The sequence below is a fragment of the Solibacillus sp. FSL R7-0668 genome, assembly GCF_038006205.1.
GTDB lineage: Bacteria > Bacillota > Bacilli > Bacillales_A > Planococcaceae > Solibacillus.
The window spans coordinates 1482102-1495074 of sequence record NZ_JBBOUU010000001.1 but is presented as its reverse complement, the minus strand read 5'-3'; the positions used below and the strand labels follow the sequence as shown (position 1 = coordinate 1495074).

At 40.6% G+C, this 12973-nt stretch carries 13 protein-coding genes, 1 riboswitch and 1 other annotated feature; of the genes, 3 read left to right on the top strand and 10 right to left on the bottom strand.

Annotated features, from left to right (window positions below):
- Positions 1 to 16: 16 nt before the first annotated feature.
- From MKX47_RS07155 to MKX47_RS07120, 8 genes are all read right to left on the bottom strand, one after another.
- The gene (locus MKX47_RS07155) at positions 17 to 961 is read right to left on the bottom strand and encodes a hypothetical protein (RefSeq protein ID WP_340772446.1); all 945 of its coding nucleotides are present in this window, start codon (positions 959 to 961) and stop codon (positions 17 to 19) included.
- 90 nt (positions 962 to 1051) lie between these two features.
- Entirely contained in the window at positions 1052 to 1615 is a 564-nt protein-coding gene (locus tag MKX47_RS07150; protein WP_340772444.1) for a histidine phosphatase family protein, read from the bottom strand.
- An 8-nt stretch (positions 1616 to 1623) separates the two neighbouring features.
- Positions 1624 to 3258, bottom strand: a complete 1635-nt coding sequence (metG, locus tag MKX47_RS07145; protein ID WP_340772442.1) for a methionine--tRNA ligase — start codon at positions 3256 to 3258, stop codon at positions 1624 to 1626.
- A 113-nt stretch (positions 3259 to 3371) separates the two neighbouring features.
- Positions 3372 to 3613 (bottom strand) — a binding site (T-box leader).
- Positions 3614 to 3667: 54 nt separating this feature from the next.
- A complete protein-coding gene (locus MKX47_RS07140) occupies positions 3668 to 5101 on the bottom strand; it encodes a hypothetical protein (protein ID WP_340772440.1) in 1434 nt (477 codons plus the stop codon).
- Positions 5102 to 5358: 257 nt separating this feature from the next.
- Positions 5359 to 6333 (bottom strand): NADPH:quinone reductase, encoded by a 975-nt coding sequence (locus tag MKX47_RS07135; protein ID WP_340772438.1) that lies wholly within the window; start codon positions 6331 to 6333, stop codon positions 5359 to 5361.
- A 59-nt stretch (positions 6334 to 6392) separates the two neighbouring features.
- Positions 6393 to 7205: a bifunctional hydroxymethylpyrimidine kinase/phosphomethylpyrimidine kinase gene (gene thiD / locus MKX47_RS07130; protein WP_340772436.1), complete on the bottom strand. Its 813-nt coding sequence runs from the start codon at positions 7203 to 7205 to the stop codon at positions 6393 to 6395.
- Positions 7202 to 7345 carry a hypothetical protein gene (locus MKX47_RS07125; protein WP_340772433.1) on the bottom strand — a complete coding sequence of 48 codons (144 nt, stop codon included), beginning with the start codon at positions 7343 to 7345 and terminating at the stop codon, positions 7202 to 7204. Before MKX47_RS07125 ends, thiD begins: the two co-directional genes overlap by 4 nt.
- A gap of 72 nt (positions 7346 to 7417) precedes the next feature.
- Positions 7418 to 7515, bottom strand: a riboswitch (TPP riboswitch).
- A 65-nt stretch (positions 7516 to 7580) separates the two neighbouring features.
- Positions 7581 to 8753, bottom strand: coding sequence for an MDR family MFS transporter (locus MKX47_RS07120; RefSeq protein WP_340772431.1), 1173 nt, complete (start codon positions 8751 to 8753; stop codon positions 7581 to 7583).
- Positions 8754 to 9011: 258 nt separating this feature from the next.
- On the opposite strand from MKX47_RS07120, the gene MKX47_RS07115 reads away from it, so the two are divergent.
- The 3 genes from MKX47_RS07115 (at position 9012) to MKX47_RS07105 (ending at position 11731) form a co-directional block, all read left to right on the top strand.
- Positions 9012 to 10196 (top strand): MFS transporter, encoded by a 1185-nt coding sequence (locus MKX47_RS07115; RefSeq protein WP_340777735.1) that lies wholly within the window; start codon positions 9012 to 9014, stop codon positions 10194 to 10196.
- A gap of 4 nt (positions 10197 to 10200) precedes the next feature.
- Positions 10201 to 11478, top strand: a complete 1278-nt coding sequence (locus MKX47_RS07110; protein WP_340772430.1) for an alkaline phosphatase family protein — start codon at positions 10201 to 10203, stop codon at positions 11476 to 11478.
- Positions 11479 to 11542: 64 nt separating this feature from the next.
- On the top strand, positions 11543 to 11731 hold the full coding sequence (locus MKX47_RS07105) for a DUF4017 family protein (RefSeq protein ID WP_340772429.1): 189 nt from the start codon (positions 11543 to 11545) through the stop codon (positions 11729 to 11731).
- Positions 11732 to 11857: 126 nt separating this feature from the next.
- Here the strand turns inward: MKX47_RS07105 and MKX47_RS07100 are convergent, their stop codons facing one another.
- Together MKX47_RS07100 and MKX47_RS07095 are read right to left on the bottom strand one after the other, a co-directional pair.
- Positions 11858 to 12199 (bottom strand): ASCH domain-containing protein, encoded by a 342-nt coding sequence (locus MKX47_RS07100; RefSeq protein WP_340772428.1) that lies wholly within the window; start codon positions 12197 to 12199, stop codon positions 11858 to 11860.
- Positions 12200 to 12325: 126 nt separating this feature from the next.
- The gene (locus MKX47_RS07095) at positions 12326 to 12943 is read right to left on the bottom strand and encodes a C39 family peptidase (RefSeq protein ID WP_340772425.1); all 618 of its coding nucleotides are present in this window, start codon (positions 12941 to 12943) and stop codon (positions 12326 to 12328) included.
- Between the last annotated feature and the right edge of the window lie 30 nt (positions 12944 to 12973).

Here is a 12973-nt window from a genome sequence, read left to right as displayed (position 1 = left end):
TTGAACATCAAACGTTTTATTCCAAATAGCCGAAAGCCTTGAGCTGCTTATATCGGTTAACAGCAAGGATCCCCTTCCAGTATTCCTTAGCTACTTTGAAGTCTTCTGGATAGCTTCCCCAGCTCCAAGAAATATCCCAAAGTCCATCGTTGGTCGTTTGTTCCAAGTAAAGGTCCAGATTTTTTTCAAGCAATTGACCAAACCTTAAACAAAGTGGATGATCCGGATGATCAATAAAATCTAATGGAAGAGCATTATAGCCATGTATCCAAGTAGATGTATCCTTATCTACGCATTTTTCAGCAAAATCCATAATTTTTTCGGAAACTACTTGAAGAGGGTATTTAGTTCGAGCTTCAAAGCTTAGTTCATGAGGTCTAATTATTTTAATAAGTTGTTGAAAGTTATTTATTTCATGTTTATCCATCTCGCTCTTATTCATTAAATACGTTACTGCTTTAGCAATCGAACGCCACCCAATTTCCGCAGATTCGCTTTTCTCGGAGGACCAATGTACCAGAAATGCGGCTAATTCTACACCAGGATTAAACATCCAATTTTCTTGTATATTTTCTTGCCAATGCCACCAAGGTGCATGTGGATACTCATTGTTCTCCGGTAACACAGTATCCCACATTCCTGTTTCGGGGTGATTTGTATTTACTAAATAGGCTAGCATTGATTTTACCATTGGCTCGTCTTTATCAGCCCCAATGTCCATTAATATTTGCCCTGCTGTCCAGGTAGCAATTGGAGAGGAATGCGGTAACCAAAAATCCGGCTCTATCCCATTTCCAAAGCCACCATCCTTGTTTTGATACATTTTTAACTCTCTTAGAACATTTTCCTGATTACCGTTTTCAAACTCATATTCAAACCGAGAACGTTCTAATCCTCTAGCTTTTGTTTTTATAAATAGTTTCGCCTTTTCAAAATTACTTTTAATAACGATATTATCCAAGCCAAATCTCTCCTCATCATTATTCAATCATGTGGTAATTTTTCAGTATTTTTAAAACTTATGAGTACATACTTCACACGTCTTGTTCGATTAATCCTTTGACGTTATGGCTATTTTTTCTACAGATACCAGCTCATTATGCAAAAACTCAGCCTTAATGACATCCGGCATCGCTAGCCCCTTCCAAAACGCCAATCCATATTGTGTATTAAAGGCCTGTAACATAAGTGTTAATATATTGCCGTGTGTACCAATGACAATCACTTCATGTTCATGCTGTTTTAATAGTTCCTTTAATACTGGCACTGCACGATTTTGTGCCGCAATATTGGATTCTCCACCCGGATAGGCGAACGTTGGATTTTGCCATACCTTCAAAATCGCTTCAGCAAAATTTTCAATTGGTGCATTGCTTAATAGCCGTTCATTTAATGCTTCCATCTGCGTAATACTTAAATTTTTGGCTTGTGCAATCGGCTCAATCGTTTGTATTGCACGCAAGTAACTACTCGTATACATTGCCTGCACGTCAATATTTTCAAAGAGCTTGATTAACTTTAAAGCTTCCACTCGCCCCGCTTCAGAAATTGGACGATTGTATTCATCTGGTGTATATACGGAATGTGCATGGCGCACAAAATAAACGATGGTCATAAGTCCCCCTATTTTTCATTCGCTGCTAACTTTTCTAGCTCCTCATCAATTTGCTTCACATCAATGCGCTCATATAGAGGCACGACATTCACGACCTTTTGCGCTAAAGCTTCCTGTGGCTTCCAAGATTCCGCGCGCACTTGCAGCATGCCTTCAATCGCTTCACTGGCAAAGGGTAAAAACGGCTTTAATAGCACCGCAAAATTTTGAATGAGCCATGTACAGGTCGCGAGTGTTTTTTCACAGGCAGCGAGATCTTCACGTACTGTAATCCACGGTTTTTCTTCATCAAAATAACGATTAGCCGCACGCACAAATTCAAAAATCACATCAAGTGCCGCTTTACTCGAACCCGCTTCAATTTTTTGTCCGACCACTTTATATAATTCCGCAACTTGCGCTTTTTTCCCTTCTTCGACATCTACTTGTGGCACGTTGCCATCAAACGACTTTTCAATAAATTTCAACGTGCGATTCACAAAATTCGCAAATGCCCCGAGCAACTCGCTGTTATGACTATAAATAAACTCACGCCATGAAAAGTCGGCATCGCGCGTTTCAGGTGCATTGATCGTTAAAAAGTAGCGCAAAGAATCCGGATGATAGCGCTGTAAAATATCGGGTACCCAAACTGCCCAATTTTGACTCGTGGACAGCTTTCGTTTTTCGAGTGTTAAATATTCATTCGACACAATATGCGTTGGTAAAGCCTCACTGTTTAAGCCGCGTAAAATGGCTGGCCAAATCACGCTATGAAACGGAATATTATCCTTTCCATGCACATAATACGAAGTCGTTTGGGCATTCCACCACTTCATCATATCAACACCGTTTACCTTCCCCCACTCCACGCTTGCTGTATAATAGCCCGCAACCGCTTCAATCCACACATATATTTTCTTGCCCTCAAAGCCGGCTACCGGAACATCAATCCCATTTGGTAAATCACGTGTAACCGCGCGATCAGGCAGCCCCTCTGCTAAATAGCGCTTCGTTAATTGAAGCGCATTGTCTCGCCAAGCATTAGTTTGCTCCGCATGTTCTGTATAACGCTCAAGCTGCTGCTGGAATTTGCTAAATGCAAAATAGTAATGCTCAGTTTCACGAATTTCCGGCTCCGTCCCACAAATTTTACAGCGCTTCTCCAGTAAATCCAGTGGGTCTAAAATCGCCGAACAATTATCACATTGATCACCACGCGCTTTTGCCCCACAGTTCGGACAGATTCCTTCCACAAAGCGATCAGGTAAAAACTGCTTATCTACCGTACAATACGCTTGCTCGATTTTTTTCGTATACAAATGACCGTTTTCTAGAAGCTTCAAGAAAATTGCTTGAACGGATTTGTGATGATGTTCGGCATCGGTACGCGTATATAAATCATACGTAAAGCCAAGCTTCTGAAAGCATTCAATAAACTCCTGATGATAACGATCTGCAATCGCTGTAACCGTTGTTTGCTCCTGATTTGCCCGAATCGAAATCGGGGTACCATTACAATCACTCCCCGAAACGTACAGGACGTCCTCACCTTTCAATCGATAGTATCTCGCTAAAATATCTCCAGGTAATAAGGCCGCGATATGCCCCAAATGAAGTGAACCATTTGCATAAGGCCAAGCCCCTCCGATTAAAATTGCCATTTACATTTCCTCCTAAAATTGTATTCCAAAAAGCGTAGAGATGTACGAATTCTTTTGCAAATATGACCCCTCACTTCCTATTTGCAAAAAAAAACGCCCCAACCGCATAATGCGATTAGGACGAATCATTCGTGTTACCACCTAAATTTACAAATAGCTCACACTATTTGCCTCAAGTCAGTACGTGTTCATACTGCTGCTGTTGTAACGAGTGCATCTCTCGAAAGTAGCCTACTCCGTTTTCGGTACTTTTGCTCAAAGGCCATGTTCGGTAAACGTTGTTTGCTTTATTTCCACCATCAAAAGCTCTCTATATAACGCCGTATTACGTACTCTTCCTTATCAACGCTTTTCTTAATTAGTGCCATTCTACAATAACAAAGGACCCATTTCAAGGAATTTTGTCATTTTACTTTTTATAATAATTGACGATCGCTAGCGCACCTTCATTGTCTGGTTGGTCTACAAGCAGCTCTTTCGCTTCTTCCAACCATTTCAACTCGCGACTTATTTCTTCAATCGCTGTTTCAGTCGCCAGCTTTTCATGTGGCTTCCAGTTGTATTCAAAGCGACCATTCCAAATCTCTTCATCCTCATTCAAATACTCAGCAATTTTAGTGAGTGTATAAAAATGATGCAGCGTTTGGCAATGTGTTTTAGCATGCTTTGTATAGCGCATGCATACTTGCCCCGCGTATTCATATTCGTCGATTTCACGGTATTGACCCTCATAAAGCATGGCCAAAATCAACTTACTCGCCCCATCAAATAGCACATCACTAATCGTATCCTCATGCAGCTCAATATCTAGCTTCCCTTTATCTGCACATTGTAATGCAGCGTGAACCCCCGGCACAATATTGACGATGCCATCTGTTAAAAACCAATGACGGATTTCTTCTCGTTCCGGCTCTAAAAAGTTTAGTGCCTCGATTTTGCCCCAGTCTGAAACATTTTTTGCGACGTCCCAAATAGCATCATTGGCGCTCGGCATACCGTTTGATAACGCAAATAACGCCACTCCAGTAAATTCCTCATGCAAGGCGATTTGCTTTAAAAGCTCCTTATGCTTTTCACAGTTTGTCGCCCCTAACACAACCAATGCAAATTTAACGACCTCGCGATGGGCGGCATGCTCTAATAGCCACAGCGCCTCCTGCTGCACAAGCGCTTCATCTTTTTCTACCTCTGCAAATTGCACGAGAAATTCATGGAAATACGAAATGACCTTTTCTTCCTGAGTTTTTTCGTAGGTTGCTTTACGATTCGCCTCGGTCGGATGCTCACTTTGTGTGATCAACAGCTTCACGAGCTTTTTCGGATAGGACAACAGCACCGGTTCGTTTACAAGCTGATCGGCAAACCCGGGAGCTAGTTTCATTTCATTGTCATCGTATAAATACTCATCATCTGGCAATTCCTTATTGACAAGCTTGCCGTGCTCTATAATTTGCTGCTGTAAAAAAGGAATAATTGCTTGCTTATTTTTCCAAGGAATCATCGTTAAGGCCTGTGTTTCAGCTAAAAGTTTTTGGCCATCGACTTTGATTATGACATTTAATTTTATAAAGCCGCCTACTTTGACATACACCTTATGTGTTTTGCCGTCATTGCCGACAAATGTGCCCTTTAATTTTGAATAGGGCCTAATATGTGACCAAATCGATTGGCGAATATGCTGCGCGATGATTTCACCGTCAACAAGTAAGGTTTCTTCTAGCATTTTATTAATAAATTCAATTTTATGTCCTTCATAATCAAGCACCCAATTCTTTTCTACTTCCTTTGCAACATCCTTTGTTGCGTTACGCATTTCGCGCTTGAGTTCTTCTTTTAAGCCCATGTTAATCTGCCTCCCTCGAAGTTGTATGGCTTTTTCTATCATACCAGTGTTTTCACACGCTTATAGAGACAATTTCAAATCAAACGAAAATCGCTACGAAACTACTAAGATTCCCATGAATTGGATCTTTACTTTTATGAGGGGGCAGGCTTATTGAATGATAAGTAGTTTCGGAATCACGCTTATATAGTGGGGAACCGATGAATTTCCAAAAAATGAAAAAACCCCCAATTCAAAATTGAAATTTTTCATAATCCTTATAAAATTTCAAGTACAACCTTCCCATTATGCTTGCCTGCCATCACCGCATCAAACGCTTCACCTGCTTGTGCGAGCGGATAGCTATGCCCTACAATTGGAGTCAGCTGATTGTTTTCAAGCATTTTCGCCACACTTGTCATTAACGAACGATGTTGGTCAGCCGTTGCATTAAATAATACCATGCCGGTCACATCACATTCCTTTTGCATCATGAGACGTGGGTTGATTTCAATTTCACCGCGATTGCCGACAATGACAATCTTGCCGTACTTCGCTATCAGCTGTAAGTCCACCGCTAAATTGACATTCGCTAAAAATTCAATAATGACATCTGGACCAGCACCCTCTGTAATGTCAAGAAGTTGCTCCATATTTGCTTCTGTCACATGATCCATTACATAATCCGCGCCCGCTTCCTTCACAAGTGTCTTTCCAGCTATACGGCTCGCTGTACCAATAACCGTTGCTCCAAATGCTTTGGCCATTTGCACCGCTTGCAAACCAACCGCTCCACTTGCTCCGTGAATGAGTACTGTTTGACCTTCTTGTACGCCAGCTTTTTGCACAACGGCACGAAACGCTGTCAATGCCGGTATGCCCAGTGCCGCGCCCTGTAAAAAGCTAATTTGCTCCGGTAATGGCATCACATAGCTTGCATTACATACGACTGCTTCTGCAAATGTTCCAGTTGTTGCACCAGGTAAGCTAGCGACAAATACACGATCGCCTACTTGAACATTCGTCACTGCTTCTCCAACTGCGTCCACAATACCCGCGCCATCTAAGCCCGGTATATACGGTAATGATGGTTTGATAGCATATGTACCTGTCGATGTATAAACATCACTTGGATTTACCCCAGCTGCATATAGCTTTACGCGTACATCCGTTGCCGAAATAGCGGGTAATGCCAGTTCGGCAAGTTGTAAATTTTCTGATGTACCAAAATTCTTAATTTCAATTGCTTTCAATAGACTCACCTCGAATTTATTATAATAATAGAATATTACAACAATTCATATTTGTACATTTAACGAACTTCGACTTTGCACTGTCCTTGCTGCTGACGATACGCAAAATGATTCGTTGGACCAAAGCCATGACCAATATTTAACGGATGGCTAATCGCCAACTGGACATATTTTTTCGCTTCAATAATGGCTTCCCTTAGATTACGTCCTTTTGCCATTTCAGCCGTAATTGCCGCCGAAAAAGTACAGCCCGTTCCATGTGTGTGCTTTGTATCGTAGCGCTCGGTTTCCATCACAAAGGTTGGCTCATCGCTAATGAATACTGTATCCATCGCCTTTTCCCCTTGTAAATGGCCGCCCTTCATCACGACACACTTGACACCTAATGCCAATAAATCACGCCCAGCAAGTTCTATATCTTCTGCAGTTTCAATTGTCCGACCCGTCAGCACCTCTGCCTCTGGAATATTCGGTGTACAAACGGTTGCTAGTGGCAGTAATCGCTCCTTCATCGCAAGAATTGCCTGCTGCTGCAATAAGCTCGCACCGCCCTTTGCAATCATCACCGGGTCAACGATTAATGGAATTTGCTGATCTTTCAAAAGCGAAACAACACCTGCAATTATTTCAGCATCAAATAACATGCCTGTTTTAATTGCTTTGACCTCTAAATCCTCAAGCACCGCCTTTAATTGGGCTTGAACAAATTCAACGGTTGTCGGAAAAATACCATGCACACCTAATGTATTTTGTGCCGTTAACGCTGTAATGACAGACGTCCCAAACACGCCCAACTCCTGAAATGTTTTAAGATCCGCTTGAATCCCAGCGCCACCACTACTATCTGAACCTGCAATTGTACATGCAATCATACGTGCACCTCCAAAACTCGTTGTAAAGGATTAAAGCTATTTCCCTGAGCTACTCCAATCGTTAAGAAGCTCATCGTAACACCCTCGTTTGCACGGCAACGGATTACCGGCTTTTTCGCATTCAATTTTTGTAAAGTCAACAATTCCCACTCCTTCATAGTTGACGTAAAAGCAAAAAGGCGCCTCTATCATAGAGACGCCAAAAAGAGTATTCTTACCCTGTGATTGCTCCCTACGCCAGTATTAACTGCCAGGTTCTAAGGGTCAGGTTTTAACCTTCTCAACACAATGTGTCCCCCCGCAAGTGCATTTAATTAGTTTGAGTGTAACAAAACCCTATTTTAAACACAAGGCTTATTGTAAGATTGCACCATTCTAAGCACTTCTCAAAGCTTTTCGGTAAGTATAAATGCTACTGAACATCACAGCGGCAATAATCGTAAACATATAATCAGTGGCAGCCGTTAATAGCCAGCCCCCAAAGATTGGTCCAATAAAGCCGCCGATGTTTTTCAGCTGCCCCGCGCCTAAATACGTCCCCTTCTGATCGTCTGGGGCAATTTCTTCAATCACCGCATTCATCATTGGAAAACAAAAAATTTCCCCAATGGAAAACACAATCATACTTGCAATAAATAGCCACGCACTGTCCGACAAACCAAATAATAATAGACCAACTGAAAAAATCAGTATCCCCATTTTCAATGAAGCATATATCGACATTTTTTCAATCATCAACGTTAGTGGCAATTGAAAAGCCAGCACTGTTATTGAATTGGCCACAATGACGTACGAAAACAGTGTTACACCATCTTCCACAGTCATATTAATAAACTGAGGCAATGTCGAATCAAATTGGGAATAGCCCAGCGTAATTAAAATACCACCTGCAATGAAAAATAAGAGCTTCTGATCTTGAAACACCGCTTTAAAAATGGCAAAAACATGCTGCGTACTTGAAAGCTTGTTTTGCTTCATTTCATAACGATTTAGCACAACGAATAAAAAACACCCGTACAACGCATACATAATGCCTGTAATCGCAAATGGAATGGCTGGGTTTGATAAATTCGCAATCCAAACCCCTAATAACGGTCCAAAAACCGCCGCAATATTAATGGCTGTATAACGTACCGAAAACAGTCTACGCTTTTTTTCATTTTCTGTAAAATCAATCATCAATGCCTGTGTACCTGGCTCAAAAAACGAACGGCACAGCCCATTCAACGCATTTAATCCTACAAAAAACAGCGCGGACGGAGCAAACGCGAAGCCGATAAATGTAAGGCTCCATACGAAAACGGTTGTAATAATAACACTTTTCCGCCCAAATCGATCCGTCAAATAACCCCCAGCTAGCCCCCCAAATGTTGAAAAAAGCGGAGCCATACCAATTGTAAGCCCAATGATCAGTGGTGATGCCTCAAGCTCATTGTGTAGATAAAGCGCTAAAAATGGAATTGCCATAAAGCTAGCTGTCCGTACAAAAATTGTGCCACACAAAATAATCCATACGAGCGGAAGAAAATATTGAAATATTTTTTGCATCACACACCTCCAGTCTCTCTAATATTTCTATTATAGTTGAAAGGCCACCTGGTTTTTAATATTATTAATTTTCCGTAAATTTTATAGTTTCAGTTTCCGTTACTTTCCATTCAAATGGTATAATATACGTCATAACTCATTCTTTTTTACTAGTCGCGCATGCGGCAATTACAGTGTGATGGGAGTTTGATGCATTTGAAGTTAACGAAAGAAGAAAAATCGTGGATCCTGTATGATTGCGGAAATTCTGCCTATTCCATGGCCATTACAACGGCATTATTTCCAATTGTTTTTGGGATGTTTAACGGTGTCAACAACATGGATTTAGGCTATTTCAATTCCCTTGCTAGTATTTTAGTAGCGGTGCTGAGTCCAATACTCGGCGCAATTGCCGACTATAGGGACAAGAAAAAACGCTTCTTCACATTTTTCGCGCTTGTTGGTATTTTTTCTACGCTATCCTTTGCGTTTATCGCTCCCGAAAGCGGTCAATGGCAGCTCCTAATCGTGATGTATATTTTGTCATGTATTGGCTTTGCAGGCGCAAATATTTTCTATGATTCGTTTTTAGTAGACGTAACAACGGACGAAAAGATGGATAAAGTCTCTTCATCCGGCTTTGCTTTTGGCTATATTTCAAGCGTGATTCCATTCGGTATTAGCTTAGTCGTCATTTTCTTTATGGGCATGGATAAAGCAATCGGCTATCAAATTGGGTTCTTCATTACCGCGCTTTGGTGGGGGCTATTGACCATTCCAATGATCAAAGATGTGAAGCAGCGCCACTATATCGAGCCAGAGCCAAATCCAATTGGCAATAGCTTTAAACGACTTGGTCAAACCTTTATGCAAATTAAGAATTATAAAATCGTCTTTACCTTTTTAATTGCGTACTTTTTATACATTGATGGCGTGGATACGATCATCAAAATGGTTGTACCGTATGCAACGAGCGTGCTTGGTGCAGAGTCACTCGATACGTTTATGCTACTCGGTATTTTACTGGTTATTCAAATTGTCGCGTTCCCATGTGCCCTTATTTACGGTTCATTGGCGAAAAAATACTCCACACGAACAATGATTATCGTCGGCATCTTCACGTATCTTGTGTCTTGTATCGCAGCGTTTTTCATTTCGGAAATGTGGCATATTTTCGTACTTGGGGTGATGATTGGCTCCGCGCAAGGTGGGATTCAAGCACTTAGCCGTTCGTATTACGGCAAAATTATTCCAAAAGAACGCTCGAATGAATTTTTCGGCTTTTACAATATTTTTGGCAAGTTCGCCGCGATTATTGGTCCATTCTTAATGGCATTAACAACAACATTAACAGGCGTGGCCAAATACAGTATTTTATCCATTATTCCGTTATTTATTTTAGGGCTTCTTGTCTTTTTAATGCTACCAAAGGACGCCACAACACGCCAACAGACAGCGAGGTAATACTATGGCAAAAAAACATTGTATCGTCATTTCATATGATGCATTTTCAAAGGATAACTGGACAGCCGCAAAAGAGTTGCCCCATTTAAAAAGCTTGATTGAACATGGGGCTACAACGACAAAGGTCGAAACTGTTTATCCGAGTTTGACCTATGTCATTCATGCATCTTATGTTACGGGCAATTATCCTAACAAGCATCATGTTTATCACAATAATCCGTTTCAACCATTTGTACGGGAAATGGACCAAGACTGGCATTGGTTTTTAAGCGATATGAAGAGTTCGACGATTTTTGAAACGGCACAGAAAAAGGGCTTAAAAACGGCTGCGTTACTCTGGCCTGTTTCTGGTAAGGCGCCGATTACGTACAACATCCCCGAAATTCGTGCGGTGAGGGGGGAAAATCAAGCGCTGAAAATATTAAAAAACGGCAGTAAATTATTTACGCTGGCGATGGAAATGAAGTACGGTAAAATTCGGCAAGGCATTCAACAGCCTTATTTAGACGATTTCACAACTGCCTGCGCGGTGGATACTATTAAAAACAAAAAACCTGAACTGTTTATGCTGCATTTAATTGATTTAGATGATAGCAAGCATTTAAAAGGGACGAAGGGTTCACATATTGATGATGTATTATCACGTATGGATCGCCGTATTGGTGCGATTATCAATGCCACAAAGGAAGCCGGTACGTATGATGAAACAACCTTTCTGATTGTAGGTGACCATAGTCAGCTTGATGTGCGTTATAAAGTGTATTTGAATCGCCTATTTGCAGATGCCGGGCTCATTTATGAAGAAGCGGGTATTCCGAAATGGCGGGTCTATGTGCAGGCTGCGGGTGGTGCGGCGTATTTACATGTGCAGCACGGAGATACTGAAGCCTACAAACAAGCGCTCAGCATTTTACGGAAGGCTATGCACGATGAACAATATGGCATTGAAGAGATTTTAGAGCGTTCTGAGCTTGACTCCTTGCATGTTGATCCGCGCTTTGCGATTATGTTGGAGGCAAAAGAAGGCTATTGCTTTGAGGATGATTATAAGCAAGAGCCCGTTGTTGATATACATGCACAGGGCAAGGTTTATGCAACACATGGCTACTTGCCGAGTAAGCCCGATTATATGAGTAATCTCATTATCGCAGGCCCGACCGTACGACAAGGCATTGATTTAGGTGAAGTGCGTGTCGTGGATATTGGTCCAACCATTGCCTCTATTTTAGATTTACCGCTGGGTGAGACGGATGGGCGTGCGTTGAAAGAGGCGTTTCGATGAGCCTATAATGGATAAACGAATTAACCTATACCGGTTTAACTAGAAAAAGGAGAATAACATACCTATGAAAAAAATACTTTTGCCATTAGCAGCTTATTTGGTTGTTTGTTTGATTGCTATCTTGCTTCCTGCATCTGACGGTTACAATACGATCGGCTGGAAATTGCTTGTCGGGCAAATATACGCAATCCCAGCCCTCATCATTGGCATATTAATCACTTTCTTTATGAACAAAAAATTATCAACAAAGTAAAATAACTAAAATGAATGGCTATTGCTGTTCATTTTTTTGATGATTTCACTGTGTATCCCTTAGCGTATGAAAGGTATCGTAGTCCACTTACAATAGAAAAACTTTACTTACCAATAATCTTCCGCCCTATGAATATTGAATCGTTATTGCTAATGTTCCCCACTCTTTTTCCTGTTCGGGGGTGTATATGTCGTAGGTTCCATCGATCATTTCATCCATTGTCCATCCATCACAATCAAAATCTTTAAAAGGAATGCTTAGATACATCTCTTTGAATGTATCATATTTTCTTAATTCAGTTACTTTGACCATTAGTAAATGCTCTTGATTTGAAGCACTACTAAATTCAATCAAATCCCCAATTTTTATCTTTCTTCTCTTTGCATCATTTAATCGGACTTCAACTTTTTTCTTTCCCGTTTTAATGGATTCAAAATATTCTTCATTTAAAGCCATTTGATGGATCATTTATCTTCCCCCAATGCATTTCTAGTTTTTTAAGGTTATTTAGACTCATTAAATTTAGGCTCCGATCAGCGGTAAATTGTTCCTTACATTAAGGCATTAGTGCATTGCTTTTGTGTAGAACCTTTATTATGAGCGTTGTTTGGCGTTTACAGCTATGTACGTATTGCTATAAAGAGGCATATGAAATCTTTTTATATTCCATAATTTTTTAAATTCATCGATTGGAACTTTTCGATTATAGCTTGTGTGTTCATCCTCACAATTCACCTGATGTTTTAATGATTCTGCAAGGTAAATATACGCTTCGTCGTACCCAATTACAGGGACAAAATGCAGATTATTTCGATCCTTATGTACTTTAATAAAAACAATTACTGGATTTCCCTTACTGACTTCGTACTTTAATGTATGGATAGTTCCTTTATAATAGTTTGTTTCATAGCCTTTTTTTCTTAGCATCGTACGGATTCCCTTTGGATATACATTGCCCGCCCTCGTTTTACTAGGAAAATGCGTGTATAAGGTTTCACCATCAGCCTCCTTACCAAAGTGACGTAAAAGATACGCTGTAGAAAAGGCTGCACATTCCGTATTGTTTTGAAAATCGATTCGATTCGTTTGTTGAATGAGATAGGTCGCTGGATAATTTCGTTTTCTTAGGACAGGTATAGGAAATGTCATTAAATATGCATTAATGCTCGTTGTAATAATAAACCATATAATAACTGATCTCACGATAAACATATTACTTTCCTCCATTACTATTCCCTCGTT